This window comes from Agrobacterium sp. 22-210-1, assembly GCF_053522525.1.
This window is the reverse complement of record NZ_JBNWCI010000001.1, coordinates 656,313-672,234: the sequence shown is the minus strand read 5'-3', so window position 1 is coordinate 672,234 and position 15,922 is coordinate 656,313. Positions and strand designations below refer to the sequence as shown.

Here is a 15,922-nt window from a genome sequence, read left to right as displayed (position 1 = left end):
GACAAGCGTGCCCATGGCTTTAAAGGGCTCGTTAACTCTGGCGTCCTATCCTCCTTTGCCAAATATACGGTATGGGAAGCACGCGATGGCACGGCCGAATTTCCGCTTTACGCACTACGACCTGAAGGAATTGCGGGCTGGGACGACCATTGAAGTATCCCTGTCGGCCGTCAACAATGTGCGGCTGATGACAGGCGCGAATTTTCAGCGTTTCACCGAACTGCTCGACTTCAAATATCTCGGCGGCGTCGCGAAAAAATCACCGATCCGCATCGCCATTCCAGAAACGATGCACTGGCACCTGGTGATCGACGCCGAGGGGCATAGTGGCCTGGCGGAGTCCGCGGTAAAGATGCTGCCGGCGCAGCCGCAGGTCGCGCCGCAGCGCAAAGCGTCCTGATTTCTTTAAAGCATTTCCGCTTTTCTCCGAAATGCGAAACGCTCTAGCATTTTTACGCATTTTACGGGCGTAAAAGCGCCACGCATTTTGACGGAAATTCCCTAGTAAACAAAGAGATAGCGCGGATTTACGACTCTTTTTGCCAAGCACATGATTCTGTTTGTGAAGAACGCCGCCTACCGCGCGCCACGCTCACGGCGCAGCTTTGCCCACCAGTCGAGACGTTTGCGAATTTCCCGCTCGAAACCCCTGTCGGGCGGATCGTAAAAGGTCGTGCGACCCATTTTTTCCGGGAAATAATCCTGTCCCGAAAAAGCGTCCGGCTCGTCATGGTCATAACGGTAGCCGTCACCGTAGCCCTCGCCCTTCATCAGCTTCGTCGGCGCATTGAGAATGTGTTTCGGCGGCACCAGCGAGCCGTTTTCCTTGGCCGCCCGCATCGCCGATTTGAAGGCGGTGTAAACGGCGTTGGATTTCGGTGCGGTGGCGAGATAGACGCAGGCCTGCGCCAGCGCCAGCTCACCCTCCGGTGAACCGAGATAATCATAGGCATCCTTGGCGGCATTACAGACCGCCAGCGCTTGCGGATCGGCAAGGCCGATATCTTCCACCGCCATGCGCACCAGCCGACGCCCGAGATAAAGCGGGTCCTCGCCGGCATCGAACATGCGGGCGAGATAATAAAGCGCCGCATCCGGGTCCGAGCCGCGAACCGACTTATGCAGCGCCGAAATGAGGTTGTAGTGACCGTCCTGGCTCTTGTCGTAAACCGGGGCGCGTCGCTGCACGATGCGTGTCAGCCCTTCGGTATCGAAAGTCTCATCCTTGCGCGCCGCCCGCCAGACCTCTTCGGCAAGCGTCAGCACGGCACGACCGTCGCCATCCGCCATGCGGATCAGGCTCGCCCGCGCCTCCTCCGTCAATGGCAGGGGTTTGCTCTCCGCCTCCTCGGCCCGCTTCAGAAGTTCACTGAGACTATCCTCATCATGCGAACCAAATGTCAGCACCCGTGCCCGCGACAAAAGAGCGGCATTGAGTTCGAAGGACGGGTTTTCGGTGGTTGCCCCCACCAGAATGATGGTGCCATCCTCCATGACCGGCAGAAAGCTATCCTGCTGGGCGCGGTTGAAACGGTGTATCTCGTCAACGAACAACAGCGTCTGCCGGCCGTTCATCCGGCGGGTGCGCGCCGCCTCGAATACCTTCTTCAGATCAGCGACACCGGAAAAGATCGCCGAGATCTGCTCGAAAGCCAGCCCCGCCTCGCCGGAGAGCAGGCGGGCAACCGTGGTCTTGCCGGTTCCGGGCGGCCCCCAGAAGATCATCGACCCCAGGGAGCCGCTGTCGATCATGCGGCGCAGAACGCCCTCCTCACCCGTCAGATGCGGCTGCCCGCTCACCTCGGCCAGCGTCTTTGGACGCAGGCGGTCGGCAAGAGGCCGCCGATTGGCGACCTCGACAGGCACTTGCGGGGCGAAGAGGTCATCACTCATCGCAGGAACTGCCGGATGCGCTGCCCGTCGCGCAGGATCTCCACCCGCCAGAAACCGGGATTGTCATCCAGCGCCTTCTCGACCGCAGCCGTGGAGCCGATATCCGCGCCGTTCAGCGACAGGATGACATCCTTCGGCTGGAAACCGACGCGATAGGCTGGCGAACCGCGCTTCACGTCGGTAATGACCACGCCTGTCACCTGCGAAGGCATGCGCAACTCATCGGCAAGCTTCGGCGAAAGATTGGCGACGGTGGCGCCGGCAAAGGGGTTGCGGCCCTCGATCAGGCGCTCATCAGGCGGCGCGGTTTCCGGCGCCGTGTCGAGTGCGATGGTCAGCTTCTTTTCTTTGCCCTTGTCCATCACGGTAAGCTCGGCGGATTTACCGATGCCCGCCGTCGTCAGGCGATAACCAAGAGCGTCGGGATGCTCGACCTCGAAACCATCAACGGCAGTGACGACCTGTCCCGGCTCGATACCCGCCTTCTCCGCCGGGCCATCCTTGACGACACTGACGACGAGCGCACCACGGGCGCGATGCAGGCCTAGCGCCTCCGCGACATCAGACGTAACGGGATCGAAAGTCGCACCAATATAGGGGCGCTGAAAGTTTGCATCCCCACGCTCAGCCGCAGCGACGAATACGCGGACGAGGTTGGCCGGAATGGCAAAGCCGATGCCGTTAGACCCACCGCCCTTGGAGAAGATCGCGGTGTTGATGCCGATCAACTCACCGGCCATGTTCATCAGCGCACCGCCGGAATTGCCGGGGTTGATGGAAGCATCTGTCTGGATGAAGAAGCCGAAATCGCCCTGCGTCACCTGGTTGCGCGCCAGACCCGAAACGATGCCGCTCGTCACCGTCTGACCCACACCGAAGGGGTTGCCGATGGCCAGCACCAGATCACCGACCTCGATGGCATCCGAATTGCCGAGCGACAGCACCGGAAACTGCTCCTTGGCATCGATCTGCAGAATGGCAAGATCGATACGGTCGTCCTTCATCAGCACCTTGGAGGAAAACTCGCGTCCATCGGCCAGCGCCACCTTGATGTCGTCGGCACCATCGATGACGTGGTTGTTGGTCACGACAAGACCGCCGGCGGTAACGATCACGCCCGATCCGAGCGACGACTGCTTTTCCGTGCGGTTCGGCATCTGCTGGCCGAAGAACTGTTCGAAGAACGGGTCGCCGGCAAAAGGCGACAGACGTCGCTGCACGACGCGCTCGGCATAGACGTTCACCACAGCACCCGCGGTGCGCTTGACCAGCGGCGCGAAGGAAAGCTGCATTTCCGTGTGGCTTGCCGGCACGGTCTTGTTGTCTTGCGCCTGAGCGCCCGCAGGCAGGAGAATGAGCGCGGCGAGAAAGCCGGTGGACAGATACTTCAACACGCTTCGCATGTGATTCCTCATCGTCATCAGTATGATGGAGTTATAACGCCAAAGCCTGTAAAGCAAAGAGCGGCAAGATGATGGCCAGCCTTTTCCCTGTGCAGGCCGGTTCCGGCAATTGGAACCACCGACGCCCCTTTTTGGTTTCATCCGCATCGATTGTCCTTGAAAGAAACGATCCATGCATCTGAAAAAGACTTTTTTCGCCTGCGGCCTCCTTTGCGCCTCCACTCTCGGCTCGCCCGTTTCGGCAGCCAGCTTCGATTGCACCAAGACCGATCTGGCGGCGGATGAAAAGGCGATCTGCGACAACCGCGCCCTGAACGACCAGGACGTGAAGATGGCCACCACCTTCGACATCCTTACCCAGCTGATGGCCATGGGCGCCCGCGACACGCTGCGCGACGAGCAAAGCCAATGGCTGAAGAAACGCCAGGAATGCGCGGCGGATATCGCCTGCCTGACGGGCGCTTATGACGAGCGGATGAAGAAGCTCGGCGAAGCCTTCCAGAGCATCAACAGACCTCTTTGAGCAATGCAGCGACAATTACGCTGCACGGATAATGTTCTCCACGAGACCGTGCAGCTGATCGCGATAACCGGTTCTGGCCGAAGGCGCATCCTCACGCGAGGTCATGACCACGGACAGGCGCTTGGCGGGAACGATGTAGAGCATCTGCCCGCCATAACCCCAGGCGTAATAGACCGTTTCCCCCGCCATCTCCTTGATGAACCAGCAATAGCCATAACCATCGCCATTGAAGACGGAAGTGGTGCGCTGTTGCCAGGATTGGTCGATCCACCCCTGCGATATCAGCCGCTCACCATCGGGCGTCACGCCGCCTCGCCGGTAAAGCTCTCCAAAGGCAAGCAGCGAGCGCGCCGTCATCGCCATCTGGTTGCCTCCGAGATAGATGCCCTGCGGATCACGCTCCCAGCCGCCAATGGCAAATCCATTGAGCGGCCGGAACCAGTCCCGCGCCAGAGAGAGGGTCGAGCGGCCGGAGGCCTTGGTCAATATAGCCGAAAGCAGATGCGTGGAACCGGTGGAATAAAGCATGCCACCGTCAGGTTCTCCGGCAAAACCGGACCCCAGCGCCATGCGCACCCAGTTGCGGCTGGCAACCCAGCGCCCATAATTCGGACCGGACATGCGCTCCAGACCGGATTGCATCGAAAGCAGGTTGCCGATGGTGACCCTCTCCAGCCGCGGATCGGGGTTTTGCGGAAACTCACTGCGCAGGATGGTCGCAATCGGCTGATCGGCACCCGACAGTATCTTCCGGTCAATCGCCATGCCGACCAGCGCCGAAATGACCGATTTCGATGCCGACTTGATGTTGGCGGAGCCGTTAAGGCTCGCGCCATGATAGGCGCGGCTGGCGACCTCAGCCCCGTCAATACTGACGATGACGGCCTTGAGACTCGAAAGCGCATCCGCGTCCCTCAGCAATGGATCAAAACGGGCGGTATTGCCGGAGCTTTGCGCGCGGGCACGCGGGGCGAAAGGCAGCGAGGCAATGAGGGCGAGTGCGGTTCGTCTTTTCATGCTGATGAAGTTAGGCATCGCTACGCTACGGAAAAGAGCCGATGGACGAACATCACTCCAATGTGACTAAGATGAAGGCTGGCACCCGGTTGGATAGTTTCGAATTTTATTATGAAAACAGCACGTTGCGTAGACTTGGAGAATCATCCTCTGAGGCAGTTGAATCAGTTTGCGAACCCCGACGTGGCATTCGCCGGAAGGGCATTAAAAAACCGCCCCGGAAGGCGGCAAACTTGAGGATAGCAATCTTGCCTCACATGCCACGTCATCCTCGGGCTTGTCCCGAGGATCCATCCACGTCGCACAAAATCGAAGGGTTGCAGATGCTCGGGACAAGCCCGAGCATGACGGCCGAGAGGTATTCGCGTGTCAAAACCCTGCAGGCTTACTCCGGCAAAATCCGCACCGCGCCCTTGTCCGCGCTCGACGCAAAGGCCGCATAGGCCTTCAACGCCGTCGTGACATTGCGCTTGCGCGGTGCCGCCGGTTTCCAGCCCAGCTCTTCCTGCTCGGCGCGGCGCGCTGCCAGTTCGGCATCCGTGACCTTGAGGTTGATGGTGCGGTTCGGAATATCGATCTCGATCAGGTCTCCCTGGCGAACGAGGCCGATGGCGCCGCCCTGCGCCGCTTCCGGCGAGGCATGGCCGATGGAGAGGCCTGACGTGCCGCCGGAAAAACGACCGTCGGTGATCAGCGCGCAGGCTTTGCCGAGACCCTTGGATTTCAGGTAGCTGGTCGGATAGAGCATTTCCTGCATACCCGGTCCGCCCTTCGGCCCTTCGTAACGGATGACGACGACGTCGCCCGCCTTGACCTCATTGCCCAGAATGCCCTTCACCGCCGCGTCCTGGCTTTCGTAAACGACTGCCGAACCGTTGAATTTCAGGATGGATTCATCAACACCCGCCGTCTTCACAATGCAGCCGTCAAGCGCGATATTGCCGTAAAGCACGGCGAGACCACCATCCTTGGAGAATGGCTTTTCGACCGAGCGGATGACGCCGTTGTCGCTGTCGGTATCCAGATCGTCCCAGCGCGAGGACTGGCTGAAGGCAACCTGTGTCGGCACGCCGCCGGGGGCCGCCTTGAAGAATTCACGAACCGTCTCGCTGTTGGTGCGGGTAATATCCCAGCGATCGATGGCATCGCCAAGCGTCGCCTCGTGTACGGTATAGGTATCGCGGTTGATGAGACCCCCACGCTCCAGCTCACCGAGAATGCGCATGATGCCGCCGGCGCGGTGAACGTCTTCCATGTGCACGTCCTGCTTGGCAGGCGCAACCTTGGAAAGGCAGGGAACCTTGCGGGAAAGACGGTCGATGTCCTCCATGCCGAAATCGACGCCGCCCTCATGCGCGGCAGCCAGAATATGCAGAACCGTGTTCGTGGAGCCGCCCATGGCGATATCCAGCGACATGGCGTTCTCAAACGCCGCCTTGTTGGCAATGGTGCGCGGCAGAACGGTTGCATCGTCCTGCTCATAATAACGGCGGGCCAGATCGACGATCAGATGGCCGGCCTCGACGAAAAGGCGCTTGCGATCCGAGTGGGTGGCAAGCGTCGAACCGTTGCCGGGCAGCGACAGACCCAGCGCCTCGGTCAGACAGTTCATCGAATTGGCGGTAAACATACCGGAACAGGAACCGCAGGTCGGGCAAGCGGAACGTTCGATGATCTTGACGTCCTCATCGGAAATCTTGTCGTCGGCAGCAGCCACCATGGCGTCGACCAGATCGAGCGCAACCGTCTTGCCATGCAGAACCACCTTGCCCGCTTCCATCGGGCCGCCGGACACGAAGACCGCGGGAATGTTGAGGCGCATCGCCGCATTCAGCATGCCGGGCGTGATCTTGTCGCAGTTGGAAATGCACACCATCGCATCGGCGCAATGGGCATTGACCATATATTCCACCGAATCCGCGATGATCTCGCGCGACGGCAGCGAATACAGCATGCCGTCATGGCCCATGGCGATGCCGTCATCCACCGCGATAGTGTTGAATTCCTTGGCCACGCCACCCGCCGCCTCGATTTCGCGGGCGACAAGCTGGCCGAGATCTTTCAGATGCACATGGCCCGGCACGAACTGCGTGAAAGAGTTGACCACCGCGATGATCGGCTTGCCGAAATCGCTGTCCTTCATGCCGGTGGCGCGCCAAAGGCCGCGCGCGCCCGCCATGTTGCGGCCGTGGGTTGTCGTTCTGGAGCGATAGGCTGGCATGGTGTTTTCCTCGATCTCTCGGACAGAAGAGCCGTCTTCCGCAGCGCGGTCAAAACGGCCCCTGCCCTATTTTGCGGTTTTTCTAGCGCAAACCGCAAGCCCTGTCACTGTCACCTTCGGGCAAAACAGTACGGTTCGGTACGGTACGCTTCATCTACAGCCGCCAATCTGGCACTGGCTCATCACAAATGCGCGATTTTCACTGTGCGGCCGTTGTTTTTCCGCACCGCGCTGAAACATATCTGTGCAGTGGTCGTATTGGCTATCATAATCGATTTATCGCCGATGCACCCGGCTTTTGTGGAGGTTGAAATGCCCGCCTATCGCCCGCCCCTCATCTCGGCTAGTGAAATCACGCCGAAGAATATTTACCTGTCCCGACGCGGCTTTCTCGGCACGGCGGCTGGACTTGCGGCAATTGGGCTTACGGGTCGCGACGCGATCGCCGCACCTCTTTCCGCAAAACCCGGTGCCTACAAGCTGGATGAAAAGCTCACCCCGCTCGACGCCGTCACCAGCTACAATAATTTCTACGAATTCGGCGTCGGAAAATCCGACCCGAAGGAAAATTCCGGCAAGTTCAAGCCTACCCCTTGGACGGTAAAGGTAGACGGCCTCGTCTCCAAACCGCAGGAATTCGGCATTGAAGAGCTGATGAAATATCCGCTGGAGGAGCGCACCTATCGCATGCGCTGCGTCGAAGGCTGGTCGATGGTCATTCCTTGGATCGGCTTCCCGCTCGCCGCCCTGCTCGACAAGGTGGAGCCGCTTGGCAGCGCGAAATATGTCGCTTTCGAAACCGTGGTGCGGCCGGACGAAATGCCGGGACAAAGTGGTCTGTTCCAGCCTCTTTCCTGGCCCTATGTCGAGGGGCTTCGCCTCGATGAAGCACGCCATCCGCTGACCATTCTCGCTGTCGGCCTTTACGGAGAAACGCTGCCGAACCAGAACGGCGCGCCGATCCGCCTCGTTGTCCCGTGGAAATATGGTTTCAAGGGCATCAAATCCATCGTGCGCATTTCGCTCGTTGAGAAACAGCCGGAAACGACGTGGAAGAACTCCAATGCCCGCGAATATGGCTTTTATTCCAATGTGAACCCGAAGGTTGACCACCCACGATGGAGCCAGGCGACGGAACAACGGATCGGCGAAGGCGGCTTCTTCGGCACCCAGAACCGCCCTACCCTGATGTTCAACGGTTATGACGAGGTGGCAAGCCTTTATACCGGAATGGACCTGAAAGCGAATTATTGACCATGGCCTTCGCCCTTCCGCTTCCATCGCTGCCAAAGCGTTACCAGCCGGCGGCCATCTGGTCGCTTTACGTGATCGGCCTCTGTCCGGGCCTCTGGTATTTCTATCTCGCCGCAACCGGCGGCCTCGGCTTTAATCCGGTCAAGGATTTCGAGCACCTGCTCGGCATCTGGGCGCTGCGCTTTCTCTGCCTTGGCCTGCTGGTGACGCCGCTGCGCGACCTCTTCAACATCAACCTCATCGCCTATCGCCGGGCGCTGGGCTTGATCGCCTTTTATTACGTGCTGGCGCATTTCACCGTCTATCTGGTGCTGGATCGCGGCCTGATCGTCAGCTCCATCGCCGGAGATATTCTCAAACGCCCCTATATCATGCTCGGCATGGCCGGGCTTGTCATGCTCTTGCCCCTTGCGCTCACCTCCAACCGCTGGTCGATCCGCAAGCTCGGCAGCCGCTGGAACACGTTGCACAAGCTCGTTTATCTCGTACTCATCGTCGGCGTGCTGCATTTTGTGCTGGCGCGAAAGTCGATCACGTTGGAACCGGTGTTTTATATCAGCACTATGGTGATCCTGCTCGGCTATCGGCTGGTGCGGCCCTCGATCATGTCGATGAAGAGAGCCAAACGCGCGAGACCCGTCCGGCCATAATGGCGGCAGCACCAATTCCAGCGATATAACAGACTATATTCCACAGCGAAAAAACACGGCCGAGCAGCAAGGCGCCGGCCGTCGTCGCACGAAACGCATCCAGCGCCGGGAAATGAACAAGCCGGATGAGTTCCACGAGAACAACGGCAAGAATGGCGATGTGGACCTCATAGCCATGCCAGCGGGATGGAAAGAAGGCTGCCAGCAGCAGATAGACCATCGCCCCCCAAAGCACGGATCCGCCATATTTTACCGCCACGAACGGCAGTCCCACGTCGTAACCGAAAGCCCGCAGGCAAAGGCCACAGACGACCACCGTCATCGCCCCCGCCAGAAACCCGCTGCGGGCGAAATAAGATGGGGATACGTGTGGCAGGCCCATACGGGTTCCTTCGGGTTTTCGTATGAAAGGTGACGAACTGAGATCGGGGACGGAAATGAGCACAGGAACAAGCCCGGCCGCAAGCCGCCTCTCCGTCTTGGACAATCTGCTCTGCGATACCTATCCCTGGGGCGAACTCAAGGGCATCAGGCGTTTTATCGTCGAGTTTCTGTATTTCGGCATCAAAGAAGCCCGCGCCTGCATGTTCGCCGGCTTGTTCTTCCTCTCCATCTTTGTGGTGCCGCATGGCGGAGTACTCGGCATTCCCCGTTATGACGTGCTGCTGATCATTGCACTCGGCATCCAGTTCTTCATGATCTGGAGCAGGCTCGAAACGCTTGACGAGGCCAAGGCCATCCTGTTGTTCCATATCGTCGGCTTCGCACTGGAGGTGTTCAAGACATCGAGCGCCATCCAGTCATGGTCCTATCCGGATTTCGCCTATAGCAAAGTTTTCGGCGTACCGCTGTTTTCCGGCTTCATGTATGCCGCGGTCGGCAGCTACATCATTCAGGCGTGGCGGCTGCTGGATGTGCGCATTCGCCACTATCCCACCTACTGGATGGCGACCCTGATCGGCATCGCCATCTACGCCAACTTCTTCACCCACCACTTCATCGGCGACTACCGCTGGTACATCGCCGCCTGCGCCATCGGCCTCTACTCCCGCGCAACGGTGATTTACCGCCCCTATGACCGCGACCGAAAGATGCCATTGCTTCTCTCATTCGTCCTCATAGGATTTTTCGTCTGGCTGGCGGAAAATATCTCCACCTTCTTCGGCATATGGAAATATCCCGACCAGCTCGGCGCCTGGTCCGTCGTTCATATCGGGAAATGGAGCTCGTGGTCCCTGCTGGTCATCATGACCTTCACGATTGTCGCACACCTCAAACACATCAAGGCTCGTATTTACATTCCGGAGTGAAGAGGGAGCCAAAGACGTTCGGAAATCTCTTGTCATAAATGTCATCGAGACACTTGCTACGACGATATGGTCGGAGAAACGATGAGCTTCTCTGCGAGAGAGGCAAGACGACATCATGAAGAAGAGCATTACACCCGCGCCCGTTTTCCTGAAATTTACAGGCTACATGATCCAAGACTTCGAAATGTTCGAGAGCTTGGATGGCGTCTTACTTTTAGGTTTGTATCACTTAACCAAAAAGGAGCGGAATGAACTAAATACCTTCTTGGCGTCCCTGTTGCGCTCTGACGTTTCAGATAGCTTGATTGAAGATCTTTGGAACACGTCCAATGCTGAATTTGGTGCCGGAGGCAAGGGAATTAGATGGCTTCTCAATCGGACCGTCGAGTTGATAGAAGGTGACGACGGCACTGACGGTTACTATCTGCGTCGCTCATGACTATTCCTTTGGAAAACAAAAAAGCCGGGCGATCTCTCGCCCGGCTTTTTTTAACGCACGACGCCTGAACGGCGTCAAACCTTATGCGGCTTCGGCAGCAGCAGCTTCTGCAGCAACGCGAGCCTTGTCGGCTGCGCCCTTGGCATCAACGTCGCGCTCGACGAATTCAACGACGGCGAGAGCCGCGTTGTCGCCCTGGCGGTAGCCGGCCTTCATGATACGCAGGTAGCCGCCGTTGCGGGTTGCGTAACGCGAAGCGATCGCGTCGAACAGCTTGCGAACGGCGTCCTGATCCTTGATCTGCGAGATCGCCTGACGACGAGCGTGCAGGTCGCCGCGCTTGCCGAGGGTCACGAGACGCTCGACGATCGGACGGATTTCCTTCGCCTTCGGAAGGGTGGTGACGATCTGCTCATGGGTGATGAGCGAAGCAGCCATGTTGGCAAACATTGCCTTGCGGTGGCTGGCGGTTCTATTGAGCTTGCGGCCTGAATTTCCGTGGCGCATTGCTATTCTCCTTTAGTGCAGGTTTCCTGTGCGGACCTGCCGTTTCCTGGCACATGCAGATGACTTATCTGCTGTTTGACGGGGAAAGGCAGTCTTTAAAGGGTCTGCCTTTTTGATTGTTAGTACTGGTCTTCGTAACGCTTTGCGAGATCTTCGATGTTCTCTGGCGGCCATGCCGGCACTTCCATGCCGAGGTGCAGACCCATGGAAGCGAGAACTTCCTTGATTTCGTTCAGCGACTTGCGACCGAAGTTCGGCGTGCGAAGCATTTCGGCCTCGGTCTTCTGGATCAGGTCGCCGATATAAACGATGTTGTCGTTCTTCAGGCAGTTTGCCGAACGAACCGACAGCTCGAGCTCATCGACCTTCTTGAGAAGCGCCGGGTTGAACGCGAGTTCGGTAACCGATTCTTCTTCTGCTTCCTTCTGCGGCTCGTCGAAGTTGACGAAGACGCCCAGCTGGTCCTGAAGAATGCGAGCGGCGAAGGCAACGGCGTCTTCGCCGGAAACCGAACCGTTGGTCTCGATCGTCATAATCAGCTTGTCATAGTCGAGAACCTGGCCTTCACGGGTGTTTTCCACCTTGTAGGACACTTTCTTGACCGGAGAATAGAGGCTGTCCACCGGAATGAGGCCGATCGGGGCATCTTCCGCGCGGTTGCGCTCAGCCGGTACGTAACCCTTGCCGTTGTTGACGGTGAATTCCATGCGGATTTCAGCGCCATCATCAAGCGTGCAGATCACGTGGTCTGGGTTCAGGATCTCGATGTCGCCAACCGTCTGGATATCACCAGCGGTAACGGCACCCGGGCCCTGCTTGCGCACGACCATGCGCTTGGAATCGTCGCCATCCATCTTGATGGCGATTTCCTTGATGTTGAGCACGATATCCGTCACATCTTCCCGAACGCCGGGGATGGAGGAGAATTCATGCAGGACACCGTCGATCTGCACGGCCGTCACAGCGGCGCCACGCAGAGAAGACAACAGAACGCGACGCAGCGCGTTGCCGAGGGTAAGACCGAAACCACGTTCCAGCGGCTCGGCAACCAGTGTTGCCTTGGTGCGGCTGGACGAGGTGAACTCGACCTTGTTCGGCTTGATAAGTTCCTGCCAGTTCTTCTGAATCATCTTTAAACCTTCCGTTCGCCGCCACCATCCAATCGTGACGGACCGAGCATGAAAACACCGAGAGGAACCTAATTCAGTGGTTCATCAGTGGGTTCTTGAGCGCAAGTCCGTCGATCGAAATCGACGCGCACACGCCAGATACACGAAAATTCCGCCTGACCTGAGGACAAGGCGGAATTTCCGAACCACGGTCGCGTCAGACGCGGCGCTTCTTGCGCGGACGGCAACCATTGTGCGGGATCGGCGTCACGTCGCGAATGGAAGTGATCATGAAACCGGCAGCCTGCAGAGCGCGAAGTGCCGATTCACGACCGGAACCCGGACCGCAAACTTCAACTTCAAGCGACTTCATGCCGTGTTCCTGAGCCTTCTTCGCGCAATCTTCAGCAGCGATCTGGGCAGCGAACGGGGTCGACTTGCGCGAACCCTTGAAGCCCTTGGCACCAGCGGACGACCAGGCAATAGCATTGCCCTGTGCGTCGGTGATGGTGATCATCGTGTTGTTGAAGGTCGAGTTGACGTGCGCAACGCCCGACGTGATATTTTTGCGTTCGCGACGACGGACGCGTGCGGCTTCCTTGGCCATGTTATACCTTTCATTGATCTCTTCACCGCCGTAACACCAGCGGCTACACCGGCAATCAGCCCGTATTCGAGCTTTTCGCCAAACTCAGAAAGGCTGGCGCGGACTGCACCAGCCTCCCCTTTCCGGAGAACCGGAAAATTACTTCTTCTTACCAGCGATAGCCTTCGCCGGACCCTTGCGGGTGCGGGCGTTGGTGTGCGTGCGCTGACCGCGGACCGGAAGGCCACGACGGTGACGCAGGCCGCGGTAGCAGCCGAGATCCATCAAACGCTTGATGTTCATCGACGTGTCGCGACGAAGATCACCCTCGACCTGATAGTCGCGGTCGATGGCTTCGCGGATCTGAAGAACTTCAGCATCCGTCAGCTGATGAACGCGCTTGTCAGCCGGAAGACCGACCTTGTCCATGATTTCCTGCGCGAATTTCGGACCAATCCCGTGAATGTAGGTCAGCGCAATAACAACGCGCTTCGCAGTCGGGATGTTGACGCCAGCGATACGTGCCACGTCTTTTCTCCTTGGTTCCAGTTGCCATCCGGCAAGTGGTGATTCCAGTCGAGCGACCAACAGGGCCGCCAGTTCAAAATTGATGTCCGTGACAGGTCAAAACGACCGAACCCGGATCTCCCTTCCCTGAGGGAAATCCGCGCCAGTCGCTTGGGATGTCGCGAGTTGGCGCGGTGTTTAACGGAATCAGCGCAAAAAAGCAACCGGCTCCGCCAAGATTCTTTTGCTATCCAAAGGACGAGCTAAATCATGAGAGCGGCAAATCGGGCGAAAATCGCCGGCAGATTTTGCCACCCCGCCCCAGCCGTCAGACTGAAGCTTTCTCGAGGACGTTTTCAATAGCCTCGGTCACGGCATCGACATCCGCCATGCCATCCAGCGTCACAAGCTCACCCTGTTCGCTGTAATAGTTCGACAGGGGCGCGGTCTTCTCGCGATATTCCGTCAGCCGCTTGCGGAAGGCTTCCGGATTGTCATCCGAACGAACCGTACCGCCGGCGGCGATGGTTTCTGCGACGCGGTTTTCGATTCGGCGAATCAACGCCTCTTCGTCCACCTTCAGTTCAATGACGGCATCTAGGGCAAGATTCTTCTTGCGCATGTTCTCGGCAAGCGCCTTGGCCTGCGGAACGGTGCGCGGATAGCCGTCGAGAATAAAGCCCTTGGCACAGTCAGGCGCCTCGATGCGTTCGGAAACGATCTGATTGACGATATCGTCGGACACCAGCCCGCCGGCGTCCATGACGGCCTTGGCGCGCTTGCCGATTTCGGTGCCCGCGCTAACCGCAGCGCGAAGCATGTCACCGGTGGAAAGCTGCGGGATCCCGTACTTGTCAGTCAGCCGCTTGGCCTGGGTTCCCTTGCCCGCACCCGGCGGACCCAAAAATATCAGTCTCATCGTCCCCTCTTTCCTCCACGCAACTTCGACTTCTTGATCAGCCCTTCATATTGCTGCGCGATCAGGTGACCCTGAATTTGCGCAACCGTGTCCAGAGTTACACTGACAACGATCAAAAGCGAAGTACCACCAAGGGCTAATGGAATGCCCGTGCGTGCGATAAGTGTCTCAGGAAGGATACACACGAAGACCAGATAAATCGCGCCGACCACCGTGATGCGGGTCAGGACGTAATCGATGTACTCCGCGGTGCGGTCACCCGGACGAATGCCCGGAATGAAGCCACCGTGCTTCTTGAGGTTATCGGCCGTGTCCTTCGGATTGAAGACGATAGCCGTGTAGAAAAACGCGAAAAACGCGATCAGCAGGCCGTAGAGCGCCATGAACAACGGCTGCCCATGCTGCAGCGACGCGATGATCGCGGTCGCCCAGGACGGCAGATTGGTGTTTCCGGCAAAACCGGCAGCCGTCGCCGGCAGAAGCAGCAGCGACGATGCGAAGATCGCGGGAATGACGCCGGCCGTATTGAGCTTCAGCGGCAGATGCGAGGTATCGCCCTGGAACATCCGGTTGCCAACCTGTCGCTTCGGATATTGTATCAGCAGGCGACGCTGGGCGCGCTCCACAAAGACGATAAGCGCGATGACGCCGATGGCGACGAGGACGACCATAAGGATAAGCGGGGTCGAAAGCGCACCGGTGCGGCCGAGTTCCAGCGTGCCGGCAAGCGCCTTGGGCAGACCTGCGGCAATACCTGCAAAGATGATCAGCGAAATACCGTTGCCGATACCACGCGAGGTAATCTGTTCACCGAGCCACATCAGGAACATCGTGCCGCCAAGCAGCGTGATGACAGTGGAAACGCGGAAGAACCAGCCCGGATCGACCACGAGGCCGTTGCCGCTTTCAAGGCCGACCGCAATGCCATAGGCCTGCAGCGTGCCGAGCAGCACCGTACCGTAGCGGGTGTACTGGTTGATGATCTTGCGGCCGGCTTCGCCTTCCTTCTTCAACGCTTCGAGCGAGGGCACGACCGAGGTCATGAGCTGCACGATGATCGAAGCGGAGATGTAAGGCATGATGCCGAGGGCGAAGATCGCCATACGCTCGACAGCACCACCCGCAAACATGTTGAAAAGACCGAGAATGCCGTTGGCCTGGCCCTGGAAGGCCTGCGCATAGGCTTCTGGGTTCAGGCCCGGAAGCGGAATATGGGTGCCAAGACGGTAGACGAGAAGTGCGGCAAGAGTAAACCAGAGACGCTTTTTCAGATCCTCCGCCTTAGCGAAGGTCGAAAAATTCAGGTTCGAAGCCAGTTGTTCCGCTGCGGAAGCCATAAATTTCTCCGAATGACCCTTGCCAGCCGACGAAACCGGCCGATGCGGAAAGGTCTAAAAGATACCGGTTCAAAAACCGGGCTTCGGACGAACACGGCTTTGCGCCGCCATCATGCCTCACCCTGTTTTTTTATGTCCTATCCCCTCCCCTACGGAAGTTCAAGAACTGTGAGGCTCTCCCTGCAGCACTTTATGCCGCAAGCGGCGCGCATAACAGCTGCACCGCGAAGAGTTTGCCATGATGCAT

17 protein-coding genes are annotated in these 15,922 nt (G+C 58.5%); 6 read left to right on the top strand and 11 right to left on the bottom strand.

All coding sequences use genetic code 11. From position 1 onward, the window contains the following. Positions 1–85 precede the first annotated feature (85 nt). Positions 86–400, top strand: coding sequence for a DUF1883 domain-containing protein (locus ACQZ5F_RS03365; protein ID WP_448730975.1), 315 nt, complete (start codon positions 86–88; stop codon positions 398–400). 176 nt (positions 401–576) lie between these two features. Here ACQZ5F_RS03365 and ACQZ5F_RS03360 read toward each other — a convergent pair whose 3' ends face one another. Both ACQZ5F_RS03360 and ACQZ5F_RS03355 read right to left on the bottom strand, forming a co-directional pair. Next, positions 577–1,893 (bottom strand): replication-associated recombination protein A, encoded by a 1,317-nt coding sequence (locus tag ACQZ5F_RS03360; protein ID WP_225339195.1) that lies wholly within the window; start codon positions 1,891–1,893, stop codon positions 577–579. Continuing rightward, positions 1,890–3,296 carry a DegQ family serine endoprotease gene (locus ACQZ5F_RS03355; RefSeq protein WP_052817940.1) on the bottom strand — a complete coding sequence of 469 codons (1,407 nt, stop codon included), beginning with the start codon at positions 3,294–3,296 and terminating at the stop codon, positions 1,890–1,892. The genes ACQZ5F_RS03360 and ACQZ5F_RS03355 overlap by 4 nt, the downstream gene beginning before the upstream one ends. Before the next feature lie 172 nt (positions 3,297–3,468). On the opposite strand from ACQZ5F_RS03355, the gene ACQZ5F_RS03350 reads away from it, so the two are divergent. Then, positions 3,469–3,819 carry a lysozyme inhibitor LprI family protein gene (locus ACQZ5F_RS03350; protein ID WP_225339194.1) on the top strand — a complete coding sequence of 117 codons (351 nt, stop codon included), beginning with the start codon at positions 3,469–3,471 and terminating at the stop codon, positions 3,817–3,819. Between the two features lie 15 nt (positions 3,820–3,834). Here ACQZ5F_RS03350 and ACQZ5F_RS03345 read toward each other — a convergent pair whose 3' ends face one another. Both ACQZ5F_RS03345 and ilvD read right to left on the bottom strand, forming a co-directional pair. Then, the gene (locus ACQZ5F_RS03345; protein WP_225339193.1) at positions 3,835–4,836 is read right to left on the bottom strand and encodes a serine hydrolase domain-containing protein; all 1,002 of its coding nucleotides are present in this window, start codon (positions 4,834–4,836) and stop codon (positions 3,835–3,837) included. A gap of 385 nt (positions 4,837–5,221) precedes the next feature. Beyond that, complete coding sequence (gene ilvD, locus ACQZ5F_RS03340) at positions 5,222–7,057, bottom strand: dihydroxy-acid dehydratase (protein ID WP_046798179.1); 1,836 nt, start codon at positions 7,055–7,057, stop codon at positions 5,222–5,224. A gap of 312 nt (positions 7,058–7,369) precedes the next feature. On the opposite strand from ilvD, the gene msrP reads away from it, so the two are divergent. Beyond that, positions 7,370–8,311, top strand: a complete 942-nt coding sequence (msrP, locus tag ACQZ5F_RS03335) for a protein-methionine-sulfoxide reductase catalytic subunit MsrP (RefSeq protein ID WP_225339192.1) — start codon at positions 7,370–7,372, stop codon at positions 8,309–8,311. A 2-nt stretch (positions 8,312–8,313) separates the two neighbouring features. Further along, on the top strand, positions 8,314–8,961 hold the full coding sequence (msrQ, locus tag ACQZ5F_RS03330; RefSeq protein WP_046798177.1) for a protein-methionine-sulfoxide reductase heme-binding subunit MsrQ: 648 nt from the start codon (positions 8,314–8,316) through the stop codon (positions 8,959–8,961). Here msrQ and ACQZ5F_RS03325 read toward each other — a convergent pair. Further along, on the bottom strand, positions 8,915–9,343 hold the full coding sequence (locus tag ACQZ5F_RS03325; protein WP_046798176.1) for a ribosomal maturation YjgA family protein: 429 nt from the start codon (positions 9,341–9,343) through the stop codon (positions 8,915–8,917). The genes msrQ and ACQZ5F_RS03325 overlap by 47 nt on opposite strands. A gap of 55 nt (positions 9,344–9,398) precedes the next feature. Between ACQZ5F_RS03325 and ACQZ5F_RS03320 the strand changes: the two genes are divergently transcribed. Further along, positions 9,399–10,271, top strand: a complete 873-nt coding sequence (locus ACQZ5F_RS03320) for a DUF817 domain-containing protein (protein ID WP_225339191.1) — start codon at positions 9,399–9,401, stop codon at positions 10,269–10,271. 115 nt (positions 10,272–10,386) lie between these two features. Next, the gene (locus ACQZ5F_RS03315) at positions 10,387–10,710 is read left to right on the top strand and encodes a hypothetical protein (RefSeq protein ID WP_225339190.1); all 324 of its coding nucleotides are present in this window, start codon (positions 10,387–10,389) and stop codon (positions 10,708–10,710) included. A gap of 81 nt (positions 10,711–10,791) precedes the next feature. Here the strand turns inward: ACQZ5F_RS03315 and rplQ are convergent, their stop codons facing one another. The 6 genes from rplQ to secY all read right to left on the bottom strand — a co-directional run bounded on the left by rplQ (position 10,792) and on the right by secY (position 15,675). Beyond that, on the bottom strand, positions 10,792–11,217 hold the full coding sequence (gene rplQ / locus ACQZ5F_RS03310; protein WP_006313985.1) for a 50S ribosomal protein L17: 426 nt from the start codon (positions 11,215–11,217) through the stop codon (positions 10,792–10,794). 119 nt (positions 11,218–11,336) lie between these two features. Further along, complete coding sequence (locus ACQZ5F_RS03305; RefSeq protein WP_003495228.1) at positions 11,337–12,347, bottom strand: DNA-directed RNA polymerase subunit alpha; 1,011 nt, start codon at positions 12,345–12,347, stop codon at positions 11,337–11,339. Positions 12,348–12,543: 196 nt separating this feature from the next. Continuing rightward, a complete protein-coding gene (gene rpsK / locus ACQZ5F_RS03300; protein WP_003495225.1) occupies positions 12,544–12,933 on the bottom strand; it encodes a 30S ribosomal protein S11 in 390 nt (129 codons plus the stop codon). Between the two features lie 138 nt (positions 12,934–13,071). Next, a complete protein-coding gene (gene rpsM, locus ACQZ5F_RS03295) occupies positions 13,072–13,440 on the bottom strand; it encodes a 30S ribosomal protein S13 (RefSeq protein WP_003507791.1) in 369 nt (122 codons plus the stop codon). Between the two features lie 307 nt (positions 13,441–13,747). After that, positions 13,748–14,338, bottom strand: coding sequence for an adenylate kinase (locus ACQZ5F_RS03290; protein ID WP_046798174.1), 591 nt, complete (start codon positions 14,336–14,338; stop codon positions 13,748–13,750). Further along, on the bottom strand, positions 14,335–15,675 hold the full coding sequence (gene secY, locus ACQZ5F_RS03285) for a preprotein translocase subunit SecY (protein ID WP_046798173.1): 1,341 nt from the start codon (positions 15,673–15,675) through the stop codon (positions 14,335–14,337). Before secY ends, ACQZ5F_RS03290 begins: the two co-directional genes overlap by 4 nt. Between the last annotated feature and the right edge of the window lie 247 nt (positions 15,676–15,922).

Excerpts from the sequence above, each read along its gene's own strand:
- ACQZ5F_RS03360 (WP_225339195.1), bottom strand. The coding sequence starts at position 1,893 with ATGAGTGATGACCTCTTCGCCCCGCAAGTGCCTGTCGAGGTCGCCAAT.
- ACQZ5F_RS03325 (WP_046798176.1), bottom strand. The coding sequence starts at position 9,343 with ATGGGCCTGCCACACGTATCCCCATCTTATTTCGCCCGCAGCGGGTTT.
- ACQZ5F_RS03350 (WP_225339194.1), top strand. The coding sequence starts at position 3,469 with ATGCATCTGAAAAAGACTTTTTTCGCCTGCGGCCTCCTTTGCGCCTCC.
- ACQZ5F_RS03365 (WP_448730975.1), top strand. The coding sequence starts at position 86 with ATGGCACGGCCGAATTTCCGCTTTACGCACTACGACCTGAAGGAATTG.
- rplQ (WP_006313985.1), bottom strand. The coding sequence starts at position 11,217 with ATGCGCCACGGAAATTCAGGCCGCAAGCTCAATAGAACCGCCAGCCAC.
- secY (WP_046798173.1), bottom strand. The coding sequence starts at position 15,675 with ATGGCTTCCGCAGCGGAACAACTGGCTTCGAACCTGAATTTTTCGACC.
- ACQZ5F_RS03315 (WP_225339190.1), top strand. The coding sequence starts at position 10,387 with ATGAAGAAGAGCATTACACCCGCGCCCGTTTTCCTGAAATTTACAGGC.
- ACQZ5F_RS03290 (WP_046798174.1), bottom strand. The coding sequence starts at position 14,338 with ATGAGACTGATATTTTTGGGTCCGCCGGGTGCGGGCAAGGGAACCCAG.
- ACQZ5F_RS03355 (WP_052817940.1), bottom strand. The coding sequence starts at position 3,296 with ATGCGAAGCGTGTTGAAGTATCTGTCCACCGGCTTTCTCGCCGCGCTC.
- ACQZ5F_RS03320 (WP_225339191.1), top strand. The coding sequence starts at position 9,399 with ATGAGCACAGGAACAAGCCCGGCCGCAAGCCGCCTCTCCGTCTTGGAC.
- rpsK (WP_003495225.1), bottom strand. The coding sequence starts at position 12,933 with ATGGCCAAGGAAGCCGCACGCGTCCGTCGTCGCGAACGCAAAAATATC.
- ACQZ5F_RS03305 (WP_003495228.1), bottom strand. The coding sequence starts at position 12,347 with ATGATTCAGAAGAACTGGCAGGAACTTATCAAGCCGAACAAGGTCGAG.
- ACQZ5F_RS03345 (WP_225339193.1), bottom strand. The coding sequence starts at position 4,836 with ATGAAAAGACGAACCGCACTCGCCCTCATTGCCTCGCTGCCTTTCGCC.
- msrP (WP_225339192.1), top strand. The coding sequence starts at position 7,370 with ATGCCCGCCTATCGCCCGCCCCTCATCTCGGCTAGTGAAATCACGCCG.
- msrQ (WP_046798177.1), top strand. The coding sequence starts at position 8,314 with ATGGCCTTCGCCCTTCCGCTTCCATCGCTGCCAAAGCGTTACCAGCCG.
- ilvD (WP_046798179.1), bottom strand. The coding sequence starts at position 7,057 with ATGCCAGCCTATCGCTCCAGAACGACAACCCACGGCCGCAACATGGCG.